Below are 24,918 nucleotides of genomic sequence, written 5' to 3'. Positions count from 1 at the left end.
AGCACTTCAGGCACTAGCGATATCATCCTGGTGTTTACCGGGTGTGCTCGATGTAACGAACATGCCCGCTCAAAGAAACTACAGTGACAACACCAGAGTAACTATGCGGTTCGTGGAAACGAGCATTCCGGTAAATACCGTTCAGAGAATGAAAAAGGGCAGGAAATCACTTCCTGCCCTTCTAATATCTAGAAACTTAATTCAGATTACTTTGCCGCACGACCCGCACGCTTACGCTCGTTCTCAGAAAGGAACTTCTTACGAATACGGATGCTTTCAGGAGTTACTTCCACCAGCTCATCATCATCGATAAACTCAAGCGCCTGCTCTAGAGTCATAAGGATCGGCGGAGTAAGAACCTGAGCATCATCCGTACCAGATGCACGAACGTTAGTTAACTGCTTACCTTTAAGCGGGTTAACCGTCAGGTCATTGTCACGGCTGTGAATACCAATAACCATACCTTCGTAAACTTCCACACCGTGTCCGATAAACAGACGACCACGCTCCTGAAGGTTAAACAGGGCGTTTGTCAGTGCTTTACCAGCGCCGTTTGAAATTAGAACACCGTTATTACGCTGACCAATCACACCACCTTTGTGTGGACCGTAGTGGTCGAACGTATGGTACATAAGACCAGAACCTGAAGTCAGGGTCATAAACTCTGTCTGGAAGCCGATAAGGCCACGAGAAGGCATCATAAAGTCCATACGGACACGGCCTTTACCATCCGGAGACATATCCGTTAGTTCACCTTTACGCAGACCGATGTTCTCCATGATACCGCCTTGATGCTCTTCTAGAACATCGATAGTTACGGTTTCATACGGTTCCATAAGCTGACCATCTTCTTCTTTGATGATTACTTCCGGACGAGATACAGCAAGTTCAAAACCTTCACGACGCATGTTTTCAATCAGGATTGAAAGGTGAAGTTCACCACGGCCAGATACACGGAACTTATCTGGATCGTCAGTTTGCTCTACACGAAGTGCAACGTTATGAACCAATTCTTTCTCTAGACGCTCAAGGATATTACGTGAAGTTACGAATTTACCCTCTTTACCAGCAAATGGAGAGGTGTTTACCTGGAAAGTCATGGTAACAGTAGGCTCATCAACAGAAAGCGCTGGAAGCGCTTCTACAGCGTTCTGGTCACAAATAGTGTCAGAGATTTTAAGCTCACCAAGGCCAGTGATTGCAACGATATCACCCGCAGTTGCCTGCTCTGTTTCATGACGCTCAAGACCAAGATAACCAAGAACAGTACCAACACGACCGTTACGAGTTTTACCATCAGCACCAACAACCGTTACCTGCTGGTTTGGCTTAATTGTACCGCGCGTAACACGGCCAACACCGATAACACCAACATAAGAACTGTAGTCCAGCTGAGAGATCTGCATTTGTAGTGAGCCATCAAGGTCAACTTCTGGTGCAGCTACGTTATCGACGATAGCTTCGAACAGCGGTTCCATGTTCTCACCTTGTTCGCCTTCTTCCAGCGTTGCCCAACCATTTAGTGCCGAAGCGTAAACAACCTGAAAATCTAGCTGCTCATCTGTCGCACCAAGGTTATCAAACAGGTCGAATACCTGATCCATTACCCAGTCAGGGCGTGCACCCGGACGGTCAATCTTGTTGATAACAACGATAGGCTTAAGACCGTGAGCAAATGCTTTTTGCGTTACGAAGCGAGTCTGAGGCATAGGACCATCAACAGCATCAACAATCAGAAGCACTGAATCAACCATAGACATGATACGCTCTACTTCACCACCGAAGTCTGCGTGTCCCGGAGTATCTACGATATTGATACGGTAGTCGCTCCAGTTGATTGCTGTGTTTTTAGCAAGAATAGTAATGCCGCGCTCTTTCTCGATGTCATTCGAGTCCATCACACGCTCTTCTGCTTCTCCACGAGATTCTAACGTACCTGATTGCTGAAGAAGCTTATCTACAAGTGTTGTTTTACCGTGGTCAACGTGCGCGATGATCGCGATATTTCTTAATTTATCGATCTGTGGAGTAGCCATGAAATTTGATTCACTCAAAGTAAAAGTGACGTTTATTCGCCACTTGGTTTAAAAATCGGCGCTTAATGTACCAGAAAATTCGCAAAACGCCTAAGAAATGTGATCTATCTCAGCACTTATATACTAATGCTGCATGCCCTAACTCTAGTTTTGATTTAAAACAATTCAATTATGTTCAGATAAAAAGTTCATTGACAACTGAATGAGTAACGTGCGAAATAGTTTTTGTTTTGAACAGTTCCTGAACATTTGGTTGCACCAATATCGTGCATAACAGGATCATTTTGGTGCAAACGCTGCACCAAAACAAAACATCAAAATACCAAGCCCTTGAAATTGAAGGATTAATTTTTTTGGCACGGTTCTAGCTATAAGTAAATCACTATCGAATTTATCGACTTGAAGTTGTTCAATAACGATTTGTTATACAGAACTGTACCGCTTTAATAACACTGGAGGTTATCCAAGATGTCAGTAGAAAATGTTCTATCGCTGATCCAAGAAAACGAAGTTAAGTTTGTTGACCTACGCTTTACTGATACTAAAGGTAAAGAACAACACGTATCTATTCCTGCACACCAAGTAGACGCTGACTTCTTCGAAGACGGCAAAATGTTTGATGGCTCTTCAGTTGCTGGCTGGAAAGGCATTAACGAATCAGACATGGTGATGATGCCTGACGCAGCAAGTGCTGTTCTTGACCCATTCACAGAAGATGCAACACTAAACATCCGTTGTGACATCCTAGAACCTTCTACAATGCAAGGTTACGACCGTGACCCACGCTCAGTTGCTAAACGCGCTGAAGATTACATGCGTTCAACTGGTATCGCAGATACCGTTCTTATCGGTCCAGAGCCAGAATTCTTCCTATTTGACGATGTTAAGTTCAACACGGACATGTCTGGTTCTTTCTACAAGATTGATGATGTAGAAGCGAGCTGGAACACAGGTGCTGACTTCGAAGAAGGTAACAAAGGTCACCGTCCTGGCGTTAAAGGTGGTTACTTCCCAGTAGCACCAGTTGACTCATCTCAGGACATCCGTTCTGCAATGTGTCTTGTACTTGAAGAAATGGGCCAGGTAGTAGAAGCGCACCACCACGAGGTTGCAACTGCAGGTCAGAACGAAATCGCTACTCGTTTCAACACGCTAACGGCTAAAGCTGATGAAATTCAGGTTTACAAGTATGTTGTACACAACGTTGCTCACGCATACGGTAAAACAGCGACATTCATGCCTAAGCCACTAGTTGGTGACAACGGTTCTGGTATGCACGTTCACCAGTCTCTAAACAAAGATGGTGTTAACCTGTTTGCTGGTGACAAGTACGGCGGTCTATCTGAAACTGCACTTTACTACATCGGTGGTATTATCAAGCACGCTCGCGCAATCAACGCATTCGCGAACGCATCAACTAACTCGTACAAGCGTCTTGTACCAGGCTTCGAAGCACCAGTTATGCTTGCTTACTCTGCACGTAACCGTTCTGCTTCTATCCGTATCCCTGTGGTACCAAGCCCTAAAGCACGTCGTATCGAGCTACGCTTCGGTGACCCATCTGCTAACCCGTACCTATGCTTCGCAGCAATGCTAATGGCTGGTCTTGACGGAATTAAGAACAAGATCCACCCAGGTGAAGCAATGGATAAAGACCTTTACGACCTACCAGCAGAAGAAGCAGCAGAAATCCCAACAGTTGCTTACTCTCTGAAAGAAGCTCTAGAGTGTCTGGACGCAGACCGTGAGTTCCTGACAGCTGGCGGTGTATTCTCTGATGACTTCATCGATTCTTACATCGACCTTAAGTCTCAGGACGTAGAGAAAGTGAACATGACAACTCACCCACTTGAGTTTGAACTGTACTACTCTGTATAAGAGTTATTTCTCCGGAAATTCAGAAAGGCTTACCTTCGGGTAAGCCTTTTTTATTTATTTAACAAACAACTATCTCCAAAACTAATCCGGCAAGATAATTGCATTACTATGTTCTATAACGGTGCATGAGTACTCAGAGATGCATAGAAGAACCAAGAAATATCGCAGACAGCCCGCTCTATAAGGCTTTCCCATCAATAATTTTCTTGAGTTCTCCCTATCTTGGCTCATACTCATAAATTACCACGCACCATTATGGTGCAAAGCTCAATTTTGGCGCAGATTAAGGGGAGAGTTGTGAGCACAAATAATCTTTCAACCGCAATTCTGGAAAACATAGTAACCGCGACCATCATGCTGGATGAGAGTCTGCTTATTCGCTATGCCAATCCCGCAGCCGAACAACTGTTTTCACAAAGTAGAAAAAGGCTGATCGATACACACCTGTCTCACGTGATTCAGCATGCATCAATGGACTTAGCCTTGCTGACTCAGCCTTTGCAAAGTGGTCAAAGCATTACCGATAGTGATGTTACCTTTGTTGTCGACGGTAAGCCTTTGATGCTGGAAGTCACGGTAAGCCCACTGTCTTGGGAAAAGAACCTGTTTTTGCTCGTTGAAATGAGAAAAATAGGACAACAGAGAAGATTAACTCAAGAGCTAAATCAACATGCTCAGCAACAAGCAGCCAAGTTATTAGTTCGCGGACTTGCACATGAAATCAAAAACCCACTGGGTGGATTACGTGGTGCAGCGCAACTACTGCAAAAGATGTTGCCAGACCCTTCACTTGGTGAATACACCCAAATCATCATTGAGCAGGCTGATCGCCTTCGGGCTCTAGTTGACCGACTACTTGGGCCACAAAAGCCGGGCAAGAAACAGGAAGAGAACCTCCATGTTGTGCTTGAAAAGGTACGTCAGTTAGTTGAACTCGAAGCGCCTAAGATTGAGATTGTCCGGGACTATGACCCTAGTTTGCCAGACATCCTCATGGATCCCGATCAGGTTGAACAGGCGCTGCTAAACATTGTGAGTAATGCCGCTCAGATTCTGACAAATCAAGATGACGGGCAAATCATCTTAAAAACCAGAACGGTGCATCAGGCCAATATTCATGGCCATCGTTACAAGCTTGCAGCCCGAATAGAAATTATTGATAACGGGCCGGGCATCCCGTCTAAGCTTCAGGACACGCTTTTCTATCCAATGGTAAGTGGAAGAGAGGGAGGGACTGGGCTTGGATTATCAATCTCACAGAATTTAATCGACCAGCATAAAGGCAAGATCGATGTTGAAAGCTGGCCGGGTAGGACCACATTTACTATTTATCTGCCTATTTAAGTAGCTCGATAACTTTAATGGTTAATGTAACGGGCAGAAAAAGAAAGGAAGTTTCGTATGAGTAAAGGATATGTCTGGGTTGTTGATGATGATAGCTCCATCCGCTGGGTAATGGAGAAGACACTTTCATCTGCAAACATTCAGTGTGAAACATTTGCAGATGCAGAAAGTGTGCTCATGGCGCTGGAAAGAGAAACCCCGGATGTACTGGTTTCTGATATACGGATGCCTGGCATTGATGGTTTGGACCTGCTCAATCAGGTTCATAGCCGACACCCTGACCTGCCAGTTATTATTATGACAGCACACTCTGACCTTGATGCAGCGGTTAACGCATATCAAAAGGGGGCGTTTGAATATCTGCCGAAGCCTTTTGATATTGATGAAACGCTACTTCTTGTTGAGCGAGCAATTACTCACAGCCATGAGCAAAAAAGGGAAGCTATCTCTGACGATGTCTTTGATACAGATGCACCCGAGATCATCGGTGAAGCCCCGGCAATGCAGGAAGTTTTCCGTGCGATAGGTCGGCTATCCCGTTCATCCATATCGGTACTGATTAATGGTGAATCAGGTACAGGTAAAGAGTTGGTGGCTCATGCACTTCACCGTCATAGCCCAAGAGCGAAGAATCCGTTTATTGCTCTAAATATGGCTGCAATACCAAAAGATTTGATTGAGTCAGAACTATTCGGGCATGAAAAAGGCGCATTTACCGGGGCAAACAATGTTCGTCAGGGCCGCTTCGAACAGGCCAATGGAGGCACATTGTTCCTGGATGAAATCGGTGATATGCCTCTGGATATTCAAACCCGTTTGTTGAGGGTACTGGCTGACGGTCAATTTTATCGTGTAGGTGGACACTCTGGCATCAAAGTTGACGTGCGAATTGTGGCAGCAACGCACCAGAACCTTGAAAAGCTGGTTCACGAAGGTAAGTTCCGTGAAGATTTGTTCCACCGCCTGAACGTTATACGAGTCCAAATTCCAGCCCTAAGAGACAGAAAGCAGGATATTGAAAAGCTAACACTACACTTCCTTGCAAGAGCCGCAGAAGAACTTGGTGTTGAGATTAAAACGCTTCACTCGTCAACTGTTGACTCGTTGAAGCGCCTTTCATGGCCGGGGAACGTGCGTCAGTTGGAAAACATTTGTCGCTGGCTGACTGTAATGGCCAGCGGTAGTGAAGTGCTACCTTCTGACCTACCTGCAGAGTTATTAGAAGAGAAATCCGCTGCAGCTGCCGGAGGCAGTGGTAGTTGGCAGGCTGAATTAGAATCATGGGCTAATGCTGCACTTGCATCCGGGGAGACAGAGCTTCTTTCTTATGCACTGCCAGAGTTTGAGCGAATACTGCTAAAAACGGCTCTAAGCCACACCAACGGCCATAAGCAAGAAGCGGCTAAAGTACTTGGCTGGGGGCGAAACACGTTAACTCGTAAGCTTAAAGAGCTGGATATTAGCTAATTCGCTAAAAGTCCCAGATCATAGATAAGCAAAAGCGCGAAGTTTTACCTTCGCGCTTTTTGATTTTATCTGTTAGTTATCTGTCGTTAGATAACTCTTGAGAACTGTTGCTGTCTCGCTCTGTCGCGCAGATACTTATCAAAACACATACAGATGTTTCGAATCAGCAAACGACCTCGCGGGGTAACCTTGATGGCCGTCTCTGTGTCTTCAACTAACTCATCATTAATAAAGGTCTGAAGAAGCTTCAGATCTTCGTCAAAGTACTGGCTGAAAGTCAGATCAAACTTCTTCTCTATTTTTGTCTTGTCTAAAGAGAAGTTACAGATAAGTTCTTTAATCACTTCACGACGAATCAGGTCATCACCATCAAGAGAAACACCTTTCCATAGTGCATGGCGCATTTCATCAACCTGGGCATAGTAGTGCTTAAGCTCTTTTTGGTTCTGCGCATAGCAATCACCAACCATAGAAATAGCCGAAACACCAAATCCGATAAGATCACAATTACCCTGAGTTGTGTAACCCTGGAAGTTTCTATGCAAAACACCTTCTCTTTGCGCTACTGCGAGCTCATCATCAGGCTTAGCAAAGTGATCCATACCGATAAACTGATAGCCTGCATCAGTCAACGTCGCAATGGTATCCTGAAGAATCGCCATTTTTTCTTCTGCTTTCGGTAGTTGCTCATCTTTAATTTTGCGCTGGGCTGCAAACAGCTTAGGCATGTGCGCATAATTAAATACAGATAAACGCCCTGGTTGCATTTTCAGCACCTGAGCCAAGGTTTCAGCAAAGCTTTCTTTGGTTTGTAATGGCAGGCCATAAATCAGGTCGAGGTTCGTTGAGCGGTAGCCCAGCTCTTTTGCTCTCTCTACCATTGCAAAGATAAACTCTTCATCCTGCTCACGGTTTACTACAACCTGAACTTCTTTGTTGAAGTCCTGAACCCCGATACTCAGTCGATTGAAGCCTTCAGCACGAAGGTGATCCAACATATCCAGTTCAATTTCACGTGGATCAACTTCAATACTGATTTCCGCTTCGTCCTCAAAAACAAATTCCGTTTTTATAAGTGTCATCAAACGAGTGATTTGAGCTTTCGTCAGAAACGTTGGCGTACCTCCACCAAAGTGAAGCTGGGTAACACTTCTTTCATTAAGAAGGTATGCGCGCTGGCGAATTTCGTGTTCAAGAGCATCCAAGTACTCGTCAGCTTTGTGAGAATGCCTAGTAATTACTTTGTTACAGCCGCAGTAATAGCAAAGCTTGTGACAGAAAGGGATATGAATATACAGTGATAGAGGGCGATCAGGGTACTGATGACAAGCCATATCAAACTCTGCAATCGTGAATGCTTCATGAAATTCAAGAGCAGTTGGATAGGAGGTATACCTTGGACCGGAATAATTATATTTTTCCAGGATGGACTGATCCCATACGATTTGTTCACTAGACATTGCTTTATTCCACTTTACGACTTTAGGTTTAGCTGTGACCGTTTATTTTGCCATATCACAGCGTTAGGCATGTGTAATTACAGATAGAATACGGGATAAATGTTCAGAAGTGCTAGTTTGATCACTAGCACTTTTGAGGTATGCGGATGAGATACTCAAATAAACCGCTCACGCCCCAAAGTGGTGCATGAGCTGTGACCTTTATGCCTGAGTAACTGTAATCTCGTCTTTTGGCGCCTCACTTAATGGGGCGATTCGAGACTGAAGTTGTTTAAGCTCTTCGATAATTGCACCGGTTAAGCGGGATTCTGCCTTATGTCGTTCAAGGTCCTGTTTCATTCGCTCACGCTTTTCAAGCTTTTGTCGGTCCTCTCCACGAGCAAAGTCTTTCACAACACTAAACAGTTCAAACAGTGCTGGATATTCCTTCTCCACATCTACTCGATGTTCTCCCTGAACATAATCAAGAATGTGATAGACACGAATGCTCACTTCCGCTAAATCACATTGTCCCTGAATACCAGCCAGACAAAGCGTATTTACGCTATCAAAGATATTTGCATTTCGCTTCGCCACAGAGATATCAATGAACTCCTGGCGTAACTTACTTTGCTTGCGAACTTTAAGCAGTAACATAAGCGCATAGCTTGCGAGAGCTAAAATTACTATCGCGCCAAGTATCATTAGCACTGTTAGGTTCATCCGCTACTCCTTAGCTTTTGAAGTCATTCAGATCCAGATCTTCAAACTGAGAAAGAAGATCATCATCCGATGAAGCCTTCTTCGCTTTCGCTGGTTTTACTGGCGCTACTTCTTCGATCTCTTCTGCTGGATCTTCTGGCTCGATCAATCCAAGCTGATTCATCAGAACTTCAATGCGGTCCAGCTTCTCATCAACGTATTTCTGCAGACCTGCGCCCAGCTTTTCACCGTTGTCGATGCGATCCAGTAGCACGTTTAATTGTGCATCGTTCTCAAGCATCTCCAGCTCTTTTTCAGCAGAAGCAAGACGCTCTTTCTTCGTTGACTTAGGCTTAGCTTCAACAATCAGAGGGATCTTTTTCTTGCTACCAATACGAGGATCTTTTTTCTGGGAAGCTTTTCTTTCTTTAGCCTCAACAGCTTCTGAGTTTCTGTTACCTGTTTTAAGCCCCTTACGCTTTTTCATTTTTTTGCGCAAGCGACCTTCAACATCAGCCTCACTTCTGTTTCTTGTTACAATCAGGTCTACGTCACCGAAAGAACCTGGCTTTCTCGATTTCTTATTTCGACTCATTACTGGGGTTTCCTCAGTAAAATTACATCATTACCAATAAATTCTAGTTGGAGATTGTCTCTCGCGGCCAGATATTGAAACGTCTCTCTGCTATAAAAGCAGACATGAGTAAGGTCATTTTTATAATGCCAGTTTACGAACGCATCTTTATCTATAACCAGCTTAGTCATCACACCAAGCCAGCCTCCGGCCTTAACCAGACTTAACCATTGTTGCCACACTTGTTTAGGGTGATGCAAATGCTCAATCACCTCCGTGGCTGTCATAAAGTCATACTCACGATCCAAAACACGCTTATCTGTATGATAAAAAATATCATACAGCGAAACTTTATGACCTTGTTCTTCCAGAAGCAGGGAAAGCGTAGGACCAGGCCCACAACCAAAATCTAACCCTTTTGAACCTTCAGACAGTCTCTCTGCCATCGGAACAGACATTCTGGATAAAAATCTGCGATATCCTTCATCCTGAGGATCGTTATTGTGCAGATCATAGAAGGCTTTTTCCCTTTTTGCATCCAACCTGTTTTCCTCTGGAACAAACACCAGCATGCAGTTAGAGCATCGATAATACGGTCGATGCTTATCCTGATAAAAAAACTGGGAATCTGTCTGTTCACACAAAGGACAAGTGCACATAGATACATCCTTCAATTAAGGGATGCGAAACATAGCAGAAAAGAGAGAATAAGTGGAGTAAAAAAGCAGCAAGAAGCCAGAGTTAACAGGCATCAAAATAAAAAAAGCGATAGATAACTATCGCTTACTAAGCTGCCGAAATGAAAAGTGGCAAATAAACTGTGTGTGCAAACTGCGAACAAACACAACATTCCGTATGTTTTTAGTGCGTTCCCTGCGAATTCTCGTTTGCCATCATCCTGATGCGTTTTACAACTCCATACAACATCCTGTTGCAGGGCTCATCCTGAACCTGATCCATTACTTGTTCCATCCCGGAAACGAATCAACCATCCATGTTCTAATGACTCCTAGTCATTAGTCTTCTTCATCCTGAAGAGTAAGAGCTCCTTGCTTGAGGTTTAATTTACTCTAATCACCTCCCCAAACAAGCAAGGAAACTAAAAAAACCACAACTATTTGTTATCAAATATCTTAAGCAGCGACTTTTCAGATAGTTACAAAGTATATATTTCGAGTGAATGGCAGATCTCTTACAAGGAACAAAGATATTTACCACTGAGTAGACGATGGTTATCAGTGAATTTAGTCACAAAAAAAGCCACTACAGAATAATATCCATAATGGCTCTTTATTTTTCAGAACTAAATTCTGTTAGTGCAGGCCACCAACATATTTAGATAGAATTTCGATATCTTCGTCAGTCAGAAGTTTGGCAACGTCTTGCATCATGCCGTTCAGGTCATTGTTTCTTTCACCTTTACGGAACTTTTCAAGCTGCAACTTAACGTAATCTGCATGTTGTCCTGAGATTTTAGGGAACCCTGATAACTCAGTACCATTGCCTCTTGGACCATGACAAGCAATACATGCAGTTAAGCCACGTTCTTTGTCTCCAGCGAGGTAAAGTACTTTACCCTGTTCGACTACATTTTCAGGTGTTGAGTTGTCTGAGATAGGAAGAGATGCATAGTATGCAGCCAAATCAGCCATATCTTGTTCAGATAATGGCATAGCCATCGGGCTCATAACCGGATCATAGCGACCTTTTTCACCAGCCGTTTCACCACCAAGCTTTAGTTCTTCAAGTTGCTTCTTAATATAAGTTTCGTGCTGACCTGCCAGTTTAGGATAGTTAGTAATGAGGCTATTGCCATCAGTACCATGACATGCGACACAAGTTGTAGTTTTTGCTTTGCCAGCCTCGATATTACCTTGAGCCCAAACAGTAAAGCTGGCAAACAGGCCCAAGATTAGCGCTAATTTTTTCATGACATTCCATTATAATTATTGAGCTTCCAGTACCACCTATAAATTATTGTCGTGATACAATAGGCGACCTTTCGTGTGTATTTTACACAAATTAACAAAAAATCAATCAACTGACTACATAAAGTCGGATGGAGTTAACATTGAGCGTTAAAATTCATTATCAAAATACGCATTTCATCACTAGTGCACCTGATATTCGTCACTTACCAGAAGACGAAGGGGTTGAAATTGCTTTTGCAGGACGCTCAAATGCTGGTAAATCAAGTGCTTTAAACCGCCTTACCAATCAACGTAGCTTAGCTAAAACCAGTAAAACACCTGGTCGAACTCAGCTAATTAACCTTTTTAAAGTTCAGGACAACTGCCACATTGTCGATCTTCCAGGATATGGCTTCGCTCAGGTTCCTCTGGAAATGAAGAAGAAATGGCAAAAATCATTAGGCGAATACTTGCAAAAACGCGAGTGCCTGAAAGGTTTAGTTGTACTTATGGATATCCGTCATCCGATGAAAGATCTGGATCAGCAACTTATTTATTGGGCTATTGAGTCTGATATCCCTGTTCAGGTTCTGTTGACCAAGGCAGATAAACTAAAAAGCGGAGCAAGAAAAGCGACACTATTAAAAATTCGCGAAGCTTCGTTAGCATTTGGCGGTGATGTAAAAGTAGACGTATTTTCCTCTCTTAAAGGAATTGGTGTTGATCAGCTTCGCTCTACTCTGGACGGATGGTTTGCTCCAGCCACTGAACTAACCGATGTTGAATCAGAAGATGACATCGATGATCTGGAAACAGAATAAGGTACTACCTATAAAAATCCCCACCTTATTAGGTGGGGCAACGGGAGAGAATTAGGAGGTATTTATTATTATCCCGACATAATTCAATAAATCGAAATAAATCGCAACAATCTCAACAGCTAAATCCATCATTGGTCTCGTTTTGCCTCAAACTCTCTATAGATAACCCATTCCCATTGCATCCAAGTAATATCTAACCAGTCCTTTACCACTTTTTTTTTATCTATAAATATCTTTAGTAACAAGAACTAAAATTACAACATATTCAACCATGTTCATTTAGTGAAAATAACTCTAACTTTCACAAGGTTATTGCCGGTTACATTAATGACAAAAATATCACCACATGTTTATTAAGCAGAATTGAGGTTGGAACAAGCAGAAATGGTGGGAAAGTTGATAACGAATTTAATACACTGATTTTAAAGAATTAATTAATCATTGAAATTTTGTTTCACCCAATAAAAAACGCCCCGGTCAAAAACTGACCGGGGCGGCTGAATCAGCCTAATCCAATAACGTGAAACAAAAGGTCTGAAAGATAGAACATCTTACCTCTGTACCCTACGAGAGTTAATGTACAACAATTGAGCGCAATTGCAAACCCTTTTTGTAATTTTTTTTCATTAAACTTTTATTTAACTACATTCTTGAGCTCTTACGAAAAAACTTTATTTAAAAACAAAATAAGCCAGCGTTGTGCGCTGGCTCATGCTATTTACCGAACTTTAACTAAAAAGTGTCTAGTGTGCCTGATCCCAATTATCACCGTGACCAGCCTCAGCAACTAGAGGAACATTGATAGATGCTGCCGACTCCATCAAATTCTGTACTTTACTTTCAATTTCAGCCAGAGCGCTCTCTTCAACTTCAAAAACCAATTCATCGTGCACTTGCATTAATAGCCTTACACGATCATTACCTTCTTTTTGAATCCACTCGTCTACCAATAACATTGCCTTCTTAATAATATCAGCAGCAGTACCTTGCATCGGTGCGTTAATGGCAGCACGTTCAGCCGCTTTACGACGCATACCGTTACGAGATTTGATTTCTGGTAGATGTAGTCGACGACCAAACAAAGTCTCAACAAAGCCTTGCTCAGAAGCTTGTGCTCGGGTGTCTTCCATGTACTGCATAACTCCAGGATAGCGTTCAAAGTAGGTATCCATATAACCTTGCGCTTCACCACGAGGAATACCCAACTGTTTAGCCAGACCAAATGCGCTCATTCCGTAGATCAATCCAAAGTTGATCGCTTTAGCTCTGCGACGCTGTTCACTGCTTACCTGATCAATTTCAATGCCAAGCACTTCTGCTGCGGTTGCCGCATGGATGTCTTTGCCGTGCTTAAACGCATCCAGCAAAGCCTGATCACCTGATAGGTGAGCCATAATTCTCAGTTCAATCTGAGAGTAATCCACCGCAAGAATCTTCCAGCCGTGAGGAGCAACAAATGCCTGACGAATACGGCGTCCTTCTTCATTACGGATTGGTATATTTTGTAGGTTAGGATCGGTTGAAGATAATCGGCCAGTTGCCGTTACCGCCTGATGGTATGACGTATGCACCCGACCAGTTTCTGGGTTAATCATCTTAGGCAGCTTGTCCGTGTATGTGGATTTCAGCTTAGCCAATCCACGATATTCCAGAATACGCTTTGGTAATGGGTAATCTAAAGCAAGCTCCTGCAATACTTCTTCATTAGTAGAAGGTGCTCCTGAAGGTGTTTTCTTAACGACTGGCAAACCCATTTTTTCAAACAAAATCGCCTGCAACTGCTTTGGAGAGCTTAAGTTAAACTCTTCACCTGCTATTTCATAGGCTTCCTTCTCAAGTTGCTCTAAGCGAACTGCGATTTCCTGAGACTGAGCACCAAGCAACATATCGTCAATAAATACGCCCGTTCTTTCCATGCGAGAAAGTACAGGTACCAAAGGAACTTCTATCTCTTCATACACAGACTTAAGCTTGTCATCCTGCTCAATATTTTCTACAAGACGATTGTGCAGACGTAAGGTTACATCCGCGTCTTCTGCGGCATAAGATGCAGCTTGTTCAAGGTCGATTTGATTGAAGGTAAGCTGATTCTTACCTTTGCCAGCAATACTTTCAAAGGAGATACAGCTATGTTGCAAGAAACGAAGAGCAAGGCTATCCATATCATGCTTTCCACCTACGCTATTGTAAACGTAAGAAGCAAGCATGGTATCGTGCCTGATGCCTTTCATTTCAATATCGTAACGAGCCAAAACACTCGCGTCATACTTTAGATTCTGTCCAACCTTAGCCTGACTTTCATCTTCAAGGATAGGCTTCAGTTGCTCAAGGACCCAATCTCTGTCCAGCTGTTCAGGTGCATCAAGATAGTCATGCGCAACCGGTACATAGGCTGCAACACCTTCTTCCACTGCGAAGGATAAACCAACAAGGTTCGCTACCATGTAGTCCAGGCTGTCAGTTTCGGTATCGAATGCAAACACTTCTGCAGCTTTTAGCTTATCTAGCCAGTTAGCAAAGCTCTCTTTATCCAATATGGTTTCATACTTACTACGATCAATAGTAACGGCTGAAGAGTCTATTGTTGAGGCAGTAGCCGGAGCTCGGCCAGATTTATCATCTGCTTCAACAGCACCAGAACCACCATCCAAAAGCTCATTTAACCACGACTTAAAAGTTAGCTTTCCGTAAAGCTGAATAAGCTCATCTTTGCTTGGTTCCGCTTTAACCAGAGATTCTATGGTTTCTTCTAACTCAACATCCAACTTGATGGTTGCTAACTCGTAAGAAAGGTACGCATTCTCTTTGTTGTCTATTAGCTTCTTCGACATTGTTTTTGAACCACGGAAGCCCAAAGCAGCAATATCATCCAGCTGCTCATATAGCTTATCGAGGCCGCCAATACCTTGTAGCAAGGCTGTCGCAGTCTTGTCTCCCACCCCTGGAACACCTGGGATGTTATCGACCTTATCTCCCATCAGGGCCAGATAATCGATAATAAGCTCCGGTGGTATACCGAACTTCTCAATAACCCCTTCACGATCCATCACTACATTCGTCATGGTGTTAATTAGAGTAACGTTGTCATCAACCAACTGAGCCATATCCTTATCGCCAGTACTGATTAAGACAGGCATGCCAGCCTTCGAAGCTTGAGAGGCCAATGTACCAATAACATCGTCCGCTTCAACTCCAGGAATTGAAATAAGAGGTAAGCCCATCGCTTTAATTACATTGTGCAGAGGCTCAATCTGACACCGAAGATCATCTGGCATTGGTGGGCGATTTGCCTTGTACTCTGGGTACATGTCATCCCTGAAAGTTTTACCTTTCGCATCAAAAATAACGGCAATCTTATCTGATGGGAACTGCCTCATCATACTTCTCAGCATATTTACAACACCGTAAACAGCATTCGTAGGTATCTCACCGTTGCTCATTGTGCCCGGATAGGCGTGAAAAGCTCGATAAAGATAGGAGGAGCCATCTATAAGGATAAGTGGGTTTTCAGGGATGCTTGCCATGCGTTTCTGTATCCAAGAGTAGAGAAAGATGCGCTAAGGATGCCATGAAGTTGTTCACTATTCTATGGTAGGGGTAAGAGATTCGAAGTAAAACGTATACACATCTGTGGATAAGTCTGTTTGTATTTTATGATCACTTTTTTTTACTTTTTACAAACAGAGTGCAACACTCAGAACAAATACTTAAATTACAACAACTTAAACCAAAATCATCAATTCTAAGTAAGATCCTAAAATGATCCATCAATGTGGAAAAGTTATCTGATGGTTAATAGCTAGATAAACAATTGGAAGGGGAACTGAACAAGATATTTTGCTGTTTAGCAGATAAAAGAAAGCGACATCTTTCGATGTCGCCTAGCATAAGCGGTAAAGCGAAAACTTCGGAGAATGTTATCTATTTACCCTGTAAGCTTAAATTACACTGGAAGCAATGTGAGCAATGTCGTGTCATTCGAGAATTCAGTGCAAGTTCGTTTCCAAACTGTCCTTAACTCCCCAAGACAGGATTAATAATAATCATTCTCATTTAATAGTCAACAACTAATTGAGAATTTTTCTCATTTATTTTCCAGTGTCTTTATAAAATGAATTCTGGATTCCAGGTTATTTTCTTTTTTCTCAAACTTTTCAATAAGATAATTATTTCTGGAAAGAAGCCTTATCATTGAAGGAAATTGATTCCGGGTTTTAACCTTTATCTCCTTATATCCCGAAGCTCTGCCCCACTGTTCCTGAGCCACCAGCAACACCTGCGCCACACCTTTTCCTCTTGCCCGCGGTAACACTCCACCTAACCAGCTATAGAACTGAGATGCGTTCAGTTCATAACCAATTTTTACTCCGAGCAACTCTTCGTTTTCTTCGGCGATCAGGATTAGAGACTTTCGTCCATCCAACCTTTCAGCTAGTGACTCTACAGTTTCAGCGCGAGAAAACTCTGATATCTCACCGATAACTGCAATGCACTCTTCCAACGAGCCTTCACGTACTTTTACGCTCATATTTTCTCCCAAACATAAAAAAGCCAGACATCAAGGCTTTTTACCACGACATCTGGCTTTTACTAGAATCTGATTTTACTCGCTGATACTCTCTTTCGCTTTGGCATTATCTTCTGCAAGCCACAACGCGACATCTTTCGCAAAGTAGGTGAGAATACCGTCCGCACCCGCGCGCTTAAAGCAAAGCAGAGATTCCAGAACTATTTCTTTCTCTTTTAACCAACCGTTCTGAATTGCCGCTTTGTGCATCGCATACTCTCCAGACACCTGATAAGCGTATGTAGGAACTTGCAGTTCTGATTTCACACGGCGAACCACATCCAAATATGGCATACCTGGCTTAACCATTACCATATCTGCACCTTCATTGATGTCCATCGCCACCTCATGAAGAGCTTCATCGCTGTTAGCCGGGTCCATCTGGTAGTTCTTCTTGTTACCACCTTTCAGGTTTGAAGCCGATCCAACTGCATCACGGAAAGGACCGTAGTAGTTTGATGCATACTTAGCAGAATAAGCCATTATCTGAGTATAAATATGGCCAGCTTCTTCTAGCGCTTCACGGATTTTTCCGATACGGCCATCCATCATATCTGAAGGCGCAACAACATCCGCACCCGCTTCAGCATGAGACAATGCCTGCTTGATCAAAACCTCTGTTGTTTCGTCATTCAAAACATATCCAGTTTCGTCAATTATGCCGTCCTGGCCATGTGTCGTGAACGGATCCAGAGCAACATCAGTGATAACGCCCATGTCTGGCACATGCTCTTTAAGTGCTCTTACCGCTCTTTGTACAAGCCCTTCCGGATTGTAGGCCTCTTCAGCATTAAGACTTTTCACGTCCTGGTTCACGACGGGAAACAGCGCAATAGCCGGCACACCCAGATTTGCTAACAACTGTGCTTCTTCAATCAGAAGATCGATCGAAACACGCTCAACACCCGGCATAGACTCAACAGCTTCACGTCTGTTTTTACCCATAAGAATAAACATTGGGTAAATTAAGTCATTTACTGATAACTGATTCTCAGCCATCAAACGACGGCTAAAGTCATGTTTACGCATACGACGCATTCTGCGTCCCGGAAATTGTCCTTGAATAGAAACGCTCACAAGAGTCTCCTGACTACTATAAAAAATCTGTTCAACATCATATCACTACAAGGATTGCAGGCCAGATGGAAGGATGAAAAATCACTATCCGGAATACAAATTTGAGATATCACCGTATAATCTACCCATTAAAGATTAGGGGAAACACCGGACATGATTGACACTCACGCTCATATTTATGCTCAAGAGTTTGATAACGATAGAAGCGAAGTTGTAAACAGAGCCCTCGAACAAGGCATTAACCAGATTCTTATGCCGAATATCGATCTAGAGTCTATTGAGCCTATGCTGGCAACTGAAAAAGCGTTCCCTGATATCTGTAAGTCCATGATGGGTCTTCACCCATGTTATGTCGATGCAGATGTAAAACAAACTCTGGCAAAGATTCATTCTTGGTTTGAGAAGCATAACTTTATTGCCGTGGGTGAAATCGGAATTGACCTATATTGGGATAAAACATACCGAAAAGAACAGGAATACGCTCTGATTACGCAGCTAAGTTGGGCAAAAGAGATGGGTCTTCCTGTTGTCATTCATACAAGGGACTCGATTCAGGAAACATTGGCATTGCTAAGAACCGTTCAGGATGGTTCCCTTAGTGGAGTATTCCACTGCTTTGGTGGCTCCGTAGATGAAGCAAAAGCGATTACCGATTTGGGTTTTCATCTTGGGCTTGGTGGCGTATCAACATTTAAAAATGGAGGAATGGATAAAGTCATTCCACATTTAGATATGAAAGACATAATTCTGGAAACAGATTGCCCTTACCTAGCTCCTGTGCCTCATCGCGGTAAACGGAATGAACCTTCATATACTGAGCTTGTAGCAACACGCATCTCTGAGCTCAGAGGGTTAACTCTCAATGAAGTGGACAAGTTAACGACTGACAACGCAACCAAGCTGTTCAGCCTATAAATGCAAAAAGAGGAGCAAAACGCTCCTCTTTTGATAACTCAGCCCAGGTAAACCTTAGGACTCTTCAGTTTCTTCCGATTCTTCTGCGTCATCACGCTTTGTGTAGAAACGAGCAAAGAATAGCCCCACCTCAAAGAGTAAACACATAGGTATTGCGAGTAAGGTCTGCGAAATCATATCTGGTGGGGTCAGCATCATACCGACAATGAACGCACCCACTACAATATATGGACGTTTCTCAGACAAACTCTTCACATCTGTCGCGCCAGTCCAGCACAGCAGGATAATTGCTACCGGCACTTCGAAAGCGATACCAAAAGCGATGAAGAGTGCCAAAACAAAATCCAGATAGCTGGAAATATCGGTCGCAAACTCTACCCCCCCAAGGGAGATAGCGGTGAAGAAACCAAATACCAGCGGGAATACTACATAATACGCAAACGCCACACCACAGTAGAAGAGCATTGAGCTCGAAAACATCAGCGGCATAATCAACTTACGTTCATGCTTGTACAAGCCCGGAGCAACAAAGGCCCAAACTTGATAAAGGATAAACGGTACTGCAACAAACACCGATGCTATTAAAGTTAGCTTCAAAGGCGTAAAGAAAGGTGACGCAACATCGGTTGCAATCATGGTCGCGCCTTCAGGCAAACGCTCAATTAAAGGTGCTGAAATGAACTCATAAATATGGTTCGCAAAATAAATAAGCCCAAGAAAAACGACGAGTACCGCAAGCATTGCTCTTAGCAGGCGGTTTCTCAACTCGAGTAAATGGCTAATTAGTGGTTGTGTCTGCTGATCAACCGAAGACATATAAACCTCGCTCAAATACAAAAAGAGCTGCATTTCGGCAGCTCTGTCTATATTGCCGAATAGTAGAACCTTTTATTATTCGGCTTTTTTTTCTGTCTGAGATTCAGAACTTTGCGCCTTCTCTTCTGGAGCATCATTTGCAAACGGCCTTTGAACATCTTTGGCTGCTTGCTTTAGCTCCTCCACTGAAGCTTTGAGATCCGGAGATAACTCCTCCATGCTCATCTGCTCAGCTTTTTTGAGGTTCTGCTGCATTTCTTGAATCTTGAGTTCATGGGAAAGCTCATCTTTCACACCGTTAGCCATCGCCTTTGCACCGTTAACAAACTTAGCAACACTACGAATGGCTGCAGGCAAACGCTCTGGTCCTAATACGACCAGACCAACGACAGAAATTAGTATCAGTTCCCAAAAACCGATATCGAACACGGTTTATGCCTGCTCTTTGTCTTTTTTAACTTCTTCAGAAGAAGCTTCTTCTTTCTTCTGCTCAATATTCTGAGGCTCAAAGTCTGCATCTTTCTCTACCGACTTAGAAGCTGGTTCATCATCGTTCATTGCTTTTTTGAAGCCTTTCACCGCGGAACCTAAGTCACCGCCCATATTACGAAGCTTTTTAGTTCCAAACAGCAAAACAACGATTACAGCAATAATAAGTAATTGCCAAATACTAATACCACCCATTCTCAATACCTCGGGGAACATTATTGAACAAAAAAATTAATCCGCTAAGTGTACTATTATTTATTGTATGTACGCCAACTTAGCAACCAAAATGTGAAGCCCGTTATACCGCTACCCCAAGCGAGGTAACTATATGGCCCCATCATCAGTATCGTAGAGCATACGATGAGAGTTGATCCAACACCAAGCATTAATTTGCCTTTTGCATGATTTCGCTTGGTTTGTTGATACCCCTGATAGATTCTTTCCATCTTCAGGTCTATTTCACGGCCTCTTTTCAGGCCGTCATAAATGAGCTCAGGAAGCTCCGGTATTCTTTCCACCCAAAATGGTGCTTTTTCTTGGATTGCATCAATCACAGCTTGCGGCCCAACCTGATGCGCCATCCAATTTTCAAGGAAAGGTTTCGCTGTTGCCCACAAGTCAAGTTGTGGATAAAGCTGACGTCCTAACCCTTCAACATAAAGCAGTGTTTTCTGAAGCAACACTAACTGAGGCTGAACTTCCATGTTAAATCGGCGAGCCGTATTAAACAGGTTTAGAAGTACATGACCAAATGAGATTTCACATAAAGGTTTGGCAAATATCGGCTCACATACCATACGAATCGCAAATTCAAATTCCTGTACGTTCGTATCTGCCGGAACCCAACCAGAATCCACATGGAGTTGGGCTACTTTATGGTAATCCCGATTAAAAAAGGCTAAGAAATTTTCGGCAAGATAGCGCTTATCTTCACTATTTAACGTGCCAACAATACCGCAATCGAGTCCTATCCACTGAGGATTATCAGGGTGATCATATTGTACAAACACATTGCCTGGGTGCATGTCTGCGTGGAAGAAGCTATCTCGAAAAACCTGAGTAAAGAAGACACTTACACCACGCTCAGCCAACAACTTCATATTTGTGCCATTAGCTTCCAACCCTGCAATATCCGATACCTGAATGCCATAGATTCGCTCTGAAACCATCAGAGTTTCATTGCTGAAGTCAGGAAAGACTTCTGGGACGTATAGCTCTTCACTTCCTTCAAAGTTTCGACGTAGCTGAATAGCATTTGCCGCTTCGCGTCTTAGATCAAGCTCATCAAGAAGCGTCTTTTCGTATTCACGAACCACTTCAACGGGTTTCAATCGATAAGCATCAGGGACGGCTTTAGCGACGATTCGAGCCATTCTGTACATTAGCTTGATATCCGCATCGATAACCGGACGGATATCGGGACGAATAACTTTGAGGACAATCTCTTGTCCTGTATCTTTAATTTTAGCGGTATGAACCTGAGCAATAGATGCTGACGCCAAAGGCTCGATATCAAAATCGGTAAACCAGTTTTCAAGTGGGCCGCCCAGCGCTTCTTCCATCTGGGCTTTTGCTAATGCACCATCAAATGGTTCAACCTGATCCTGAAGCAAAGCCAATTGATCGGCCAAATGGGGAGGAAACAGATCTCGACGAGTCGACATCATCTGCCCAAACTTAATCCAGACCGGGCCTAGCTCCTGTAACGCCAACCTAAGCCTTACACCTAACGCTTTATCAGTATGTTTGTTCTTAAGCCAGAATAGTGCCTTTCTGGCTAACAATGGCGTCTTAGTTAGCTGGTGATCCGGAACGAGCTCATCTAACCCGTACTCCAGTTGAACTTTAGTTATCGTGTAAAGCCTTTTGAGTTCTGCTGGTGTCATACTCTCTCCAACAACTTAGCAAGACGAGATTCTAACTTTTCAGCCTGATTCTTTACATCATCAACCTGATCACAGAAAAATGCGACTTCAAGTGGTGGTGGTGCAATTCTCCACTCTTCCGTCAAAACCTGAGCTAAGTGGCTTTCGTGCTTTCTGGCCTGTTTTTTGACCCAACAGCCAATCTCTTTTGCGCCCTGAACAACAGTATGAGCAACAATATCTCCGGTATACCGAGACATTCGTTCTTCAATATCAGGCTTAATATCTTTGAGCAACTGAGAGAAACTCTGTACAAGTTTGATATCACCTTCCAGTTCGATCTTTTCTTGTTTAATCAAGCGAGTGATATTGGATTCATCTCTTAGTTCAGGCAAAGCAGAAAGGTGAAGAGAAAGGTAACTATCAGGTTTACCCTCATAATTAGCCAACACGTCGATTTGCTGACTAAAAATAAAGGTAAGCGTCTTATCTACTTCGATAAGATGAATTTGCAATACTTGCCCTTTCAAGCGAAGTAGTTGCTTACTCTGCTCATGGCTCTCTTTAATAAGCGAGTTGAGTGCTGTTTCAATCGCAGCTGTCGCCATTGGATCCAAAGACATTAACTCAGGCATAACTTCCTCAGAACTTGTAGCCACGATGAAGAGCAACAATACCACCAGTCAGGTTGTAGTAACTGGTTTGCTCAAAACCGGCATCATTCATCATGCCTTTAAGCGTGTCCTGATTCGGGTGCATACGAATTGATTCTGCAAGATAGCGATAACTTTCTGAATCATTCGCGATAATTTCACCCATCTTAGGCAATAAATGGAATGAGTAGGTATCGTAAATCTTAGACAGTGGTTCAAGGATTGGCTTAGAAAACTCCAGTACCAACAGACGACCACCTGGCTTTAGTACCCGGAACATCGAACGAAGGGCTTTGTCTTTATCCGTTACGTTTCGAAGACAAAAGCTAATCGTAATACAGTCAAAATAATCATCTGGGAAAGGCAGCTCTTCCGCATTCGCCTGTACATAATGAACGTTGCCAACAACACCTGAGTCTCTCAGTTTGTCACGGCCTACGTTCAGCATAGAATTGTTGATATCAGCAAGGATCACATGACCTTTTTCACCAACAATTCGTGAAAATTTTGCAGTTAAGTCACCAGTACCACCACCCAGATCCAGAATTTTCTGTCCCGGTCGAGCACCACTACAGTCGATAGTGAATCGCTTCCAGATACGATGAATACCACCAGACATCAGGTCATTCATGATGTCGTATTTTGTTGCTACCGAGTGGAAAACTTCGGCAACCTTGGCAACTTTTTCTTCTTTGGCAACGGTTTGAAAACCAAAATGTGTCGTTTCTTCAGTTTGAGCGGCTGAATTTGCGTCTAAGCTTATATCTGTCATTATTTCCCTCACTGGCATCCACTAATTCCTCATGTGGATGCGAACGCTCAGTTTACTTTATCCTCATCGGGATGTCTTTCTACCAAAGCCTCATTTTGGTTAATTTCTAACAGGCTGGTAGAAATCGGCTTTTTAATCTCAACACCCAGCTCTTTGAAGCTTTCAGCCTGTCGGAGCACATTGCCTCTTCCTGTTGCCAACTTGTTCATCGCTCCCTGATAATTCTGACTGGCCTTATCAAGAGAAGAACCTATAGACTCCATATCGTCCAGAAACAGTCTTAGCTTGTCATAAAGTTTGCTTGCTCGGTCAGCTATCACCTGAGCATTCTGGTTCTGACGCTCGTTTCGCCATAAGTTATCTATGGTGCGGAGTGCAACCAATAAAGTCGTCGGGCTAACAAGGATAATATTGTTTTCCATCGCATCTTTTATCAGAGATGGATCGGCTTCAATTGCGACCTGAAAAGCGGGCTCTACCGGGATAAACATCAGTACATAATCTAGTGACTGAATACCTTTTAGCTTATGGTAATCCTTTTGGCTCAAACCCCGTACATGTGCTCTTAAAGCAGTAAGGTGTTCACTTAGCGCGCGGTCTTTTTCTTCATTTGACTCTGCATTGAAATATCTTTCATAAGCGACCAGAGCCATTTTAGAATCCACAACAACTTGCTTGTCATGAGGTAAGTGAACAATCACATCTGGCTGATAGCGCTTACCTGCCTCATCTTGCAAACTAACCTGTGTCTGATATTCATGCCCCTCTCTGAGTCCAGATTCTGCCAGCACCCGAGCAAGAACAACCTCTCCCCAGTTCCCCTGCTGCTTGTTGTCTCCTTTAAGTGCCTGAGTCAGGTTTACTGCTTCCCTGGTCATCTGTTCATTCAACTTTTGCAGGCTCTTGATTTCATGGACCAGAGTGTGACGCTCTTTGGCTTCGTTGCCAAAACTGTCCGTTACCTGCTTTTTAAAGCCTTCCAGCTGCTCTTTTAGGGGAGACAGCAAACCTTCTAAGCTTTGGCGGTTCTGTTGATCTACCTTGGCTGTTTTAGTTTCAAACAATTGGTTAGCCAAGTGCTCGAATTGCTGTTTCAGGCGTTCCTCAGCCTGCTCCAGCAAATGCAGTTTTTCATGATTGGCTTTGCTCTCTTCCTGATGCCTTGCTTCTTGTTCACGTAAGTCCGCATTGAGCCTGGCGATATTATCTCTGGCCTGAACCAAAGATTCCGCATGCTTTTGTCTTTCATGATTCACGCTATCAAAATGACGCAGCTTCTCCATGGCTGCCATCAGCTTGCCATGGGACTGTTTTAGCTCATAAGCCGCTTTGTCTCTTTCAACATCCAGCTCATTAAGCTCATTCTGACTTTCTGACAAAGCTTTTTCAGCCTCAGCCAATCGACTTAATATCAGCTGTTGTTCAGAGTCTGCTTTCTGCTTCTGAAGCTCCAGACTAAAAGACATCTTCTGTTTCATCCACCAGCCGGAAAGAAATGCAGCTACACCTCCGCTTAGTAAAACTGAAATAACCACTGTTTGATTTTCAATAATCCACTGCATACGCCGATAACCAAGCTATTTTTTGAAAATC

The 24,918-nt window shown here is 43.3% G+C and carries 21 protein-coding genes; 5 read left to right on the top strand and 16 right to left on the bottom strand.

Annotated elements, in window-relative coordinates:
* Nucleotides 1-206 precede the first annotated feature (206 nt).
* Complete coding sequence (gene typA / locus SNR28_RS09900; RefSeq protein WP_375752139.1) at nt 207-2,036, bottom strand: translational GTPase TypA; 1,830 nt, start codon at nt 2,034-2,036, stop codon at nt 207-209.
* 468 nt (nt 2,037-2,504) lie between these two features.
* Here typA and glnA point away from each other — a divergent pair, with 468 nt between their 5' ends.
* The 3 genes from glnA to glnG all read left to right on the top strand — a co-directional run bounded on the left by glnA (nt 2,505) and on the right by glnG (nt 6,725).
* Nucleotides 2,505-3,914: a glutamate--ammonia ligase gene (gene glnA, locus SNR28_RS09895; RefSeq protein WP_375752138.1), complete on the top strand. Its 1,410-nt coding sequence runs from the start codon at nt 2,505-2,507 to the stop codon at nt 3,912-3,914.
* A 297-nt stretch (nt 3,915-4,211) separates the two neighbouring features.
* Nucleotides 4,212-5,258, top strand: coding sequence for a nitrogen regulation protein NR(II) (gene glnL, locus SNR28_RS09890; RefSeq protein ID WP_375752137.1), 1,047 nt, complete (start codon nt 4,212-4,214; stop codon nt 5,256-5,258).
* Nucleotides 5,259-5,315: 57 nt separating this feature from the next.
* Nucleotides 5,316-6,725: a nitrogen regulation protein NR(I) gene (glnG, locus tag SNR28_RS09885; protein WP_375752135.1), complete on the top strand. Its 1,410-nt coding sequence runs from the start codon at nt 5,316-5,318 to the stop codon at nt 6,723-6,725.
* A gap of 86 nt (nt 6,726-6,811) precedes the next feature.
* Here glnG and hemN read toward each other — a convergent pair whose 3' ends face one another.
* The 5 genes from hemN to SNR28_RS09860 all read right to left on the bottom strand — a co-directional run bounded on the left by hemN (nt 6,812) and on the right by SNR28_RS09860 (nt 11,371).
* Entirely contained in the window at nt 6,812-8,185 is a 1,374-nt protein-coding gene (gene hemN, locus SNR28_RS09880) for an oxygen-independent coproporphyrinogen III oxidase (protein ID WP_375752134.1), read from the bottom strand.
* Between the two features lie 201 nt (nt 8,186-8,386).
* Nucleotides 8,387-8,887 (bottom strand): DUF2489 domain-containing protein, encoded by a 501-nt coding sequence (locus SNR28_RS09875; protein ID WP_375752132.1) that lies wholly within the window; start codon nt 8,885-8,887, stop codon nt 8,387-8,389.
* A 10-nt stretch (nt 8,888-8,897) separates the two neighbouring features.
* Nucleotides 8,898-9,461: a Der GTPase-activating protein YihI gene (yihI, locus tag SNR28_RS09870; RefSeq protein WP_375752131.1), complete on the bottom strand. Its 564-nt coding sequence runs from the start codon at nt 9,459-9,461 to the stop codon at nt 8,898-8,900.
* Nucleotides 9,461-10,099 carry a class I SAM-dependent methyltransferase gene (locus SNR28_RS09865; RefSeq protein ID WP_375752130.1) on the bottom strand — a complete coding sequence of 213 codons (639 nt, stop codon included), beginning with the start codon at nt 10,097-10,099 and terminating at the stop codon, nt 9,461-9,463. The genes yihI and SNR28_RS09865 overlap by 1 nt, the downstream gene beginning before the upstream one ends.
* A 654-nt stretch (nt 10,100-10,753) precedes the next feature.
* Complete coding sequence (locus SNR28_RS09860; RefSeq protein ID WP_375752129.1) at nt 10,754-11,371, bottom strand: c-type cytochrome; 618 nt, start codon at nt 11,369-11,371, stop codon at nt 10,754-10,756.
* A gap of 128 nt (nt 11,372-11,499) precedes the next feature.
* On the opposite strand from SNR28_RS09860, the gene yihA reads away from it, so the two are divergent.
* Nucleotides 11,500-12,171 carry a ribosome biogenesis GTP-binding protein YihA/YsxC gene (gene yihA / locus SNR28_RS09855; protein WP_375752128.1) on the top strand — a complete coding sequence of 224 codons (672 nt, stop codon included), beginning with the start codon at nt 11,500-11,502 and terminating at the stop codon, nt 12,169-12,171.
* A 743-nt stretch (nt 12,172-12,914) separates the two neighbouring features.
* On the opposite strand, the gene polA is transcribed toward yihA, so the two are convergent.
* The 3 genes from polA to hemB form a co-directional block, all read right to left on the bottom strand.
* A complete protein-coding gene (gene polA / locus SNR28_RS09850; RefSeq protein ID WP_375752127.1) occupies nt 12,915-15,695 on the bottom strand; it encodes a DNA polymerase I in 2,781 nt (926 codons plus the stop codon).
* Between the two features lie 560 nt (nt 15,696-16,255).
* On the bottom strand, nt 16,256-16,699 hold the full coding sequence (locus tag SNR28_RS09845) for a GNAT family N-acetyltransferase (protein ID WP_375752126.1): 444 nt from the start codon (nt 16,697-16,699) through the stop codon (nt 16,256-16,258).
* A 75-nt stretch (nt 16,700-16,774) separates the two neighbouring features.
* Complete coding sequence (hemB, locus tag SNR28_RS09840) at nt 16,775-17,815, bottom strand: porphobilinogen synthase (RefSeq protein ID WP_375752125.1); 1,041 nt, start codon at nt 17,813-17,815, stop codon at nt 16,775-16,777.
* 153 nt (nt 17,816-17,968) lie between these two features.
* On the opposite strand from hemB, the gene SNR28_RS09835 reads away from it, so the two are divergent.
* Nucleotides 17,969-18,730, top strand: a complete 762-nt coding sequence (locus SNR28_RS09835) for a TatD family hydrolase (protein WP_375752124.1) — start codon at nt 17,969-17,971, stop codon at nt 18,728-18,730.
* A gap of 54 nt (nt 18,731-18,784) precedes the next feature.
* Here SNR28_RS09835 and tatC read toward each other — a convergent pair whose 3' ends face one another.
* From tatC to rmuC, 7 genes are all read right to left on the bottom strand, one after another.
* Nucleotides 18,785-19,546, bottom strand: coding sequence for a twin-arginine translocase subunit TatC (gene tatC, locus SNR28_RS09830; protein ID WP_375752123.1), 762 nt, complete (start codon nt 19,544-19,546; stop codon nt 18,785-18,787).
* 75 nt (nt 19,547-19,621) lie between these two features.
* Nucleotides 19,622-19,975 (bottom strand): Sec-independent protein translocase protein TatB, encoded by a 354-nt coding sequence (tatB, locus tag SNR28_RS09825; RefSeq protein ID WP_375752122.1) that lies wholly within the window; start codon nt 19,973-19,975, stop codon nt 19,622-19,624.
* A 3-nt stretch (nt 19,976-19,978) separates the two neighbouring features.
* Nucleotides 19,979-20,230, bottom strand: coding sequence for a Sec-independent protein translocase subunit TatA (tatA, locus tag SNR28_RS09820; RefSeq protein ID WP_375752120.1), 252 nt, complete (start codon nt 20,228-20,230; stop codon nt 19,979-19,981).
* A gap of 56 nt (nt 20,231-20,286) precedes the next feature.
* Complete coding sequence (gene ubiB, locus SNR28_RS09815; protein ID WP_375752118.1) at nt 20,287-21,921, bottom strand: ubiquinone biosynthesis regulatory protein kinase UbiB; 1,635 nt, start codon at nt 21,919-21,921, stop codon at nt 20,287-20,289.
* On the bottom strand, nt 21,918-22,523 hold the full coding sequence (locus SNR28_RS09810) for an SCP2 domain-containing protein (RefSeq protein WP_375754066.1): 606 nt from the start codon (nt 22,521-22,523) through the stop codon (nt 21,918-21,920). Before SNR28_RS09810 ends, ubiB begins: the two co-directional genes overlap by 4 nt.
* A gap of 19 nt (nt 22,524-22,542) precedes the next feature.
* Nucleotides 22,543-23,325: a bifunctional demethylmenaquinone methyltransferase/2-methoxy-6-polyprenyl-1,4-benzoquinol methylase UbiE gene (gene ubiE, locus SNR28_RS09805; protein ID WP_375752117.1), complete on the bottom strand. Its 783-nt coding sequence runs from the start codon at nt 23,323-23,325 to the stop codon at nt 22,543-22,545.
* A 47-nt stretch (nt 23,326-23,372) separates the two neighbouring features.
* Nucleotides 23,373-24,887, bottom strand: a complete 1,515-nt coding sequence (rmuC, locus tag SNR28_RS09800) for a DNA recombination protein RmuC (RefSeq protein WP_375752116.1) — start codon at nt 24,885-24,887, stop codon at nt 23,373-23,375.
* Nucleotides 24,888-24,918 lie beyond the last annotated feature (31 nt).

Origin of the sequence: Vibrio iocasae (genome assembly GCF_042245395.1) — a bacterium.
Lineage (GTDB): Bacteria > Pseudomonadota > Gammaproteobacteria > Enterobacterales > Vibrionaceae > Vibrio > Vibrio iocasae.
The sequence above is the reverse complement of the archived record's forward strand: the minus strand, read 5'-3'. Positions and strand labels throughout refer to the sequence as shown.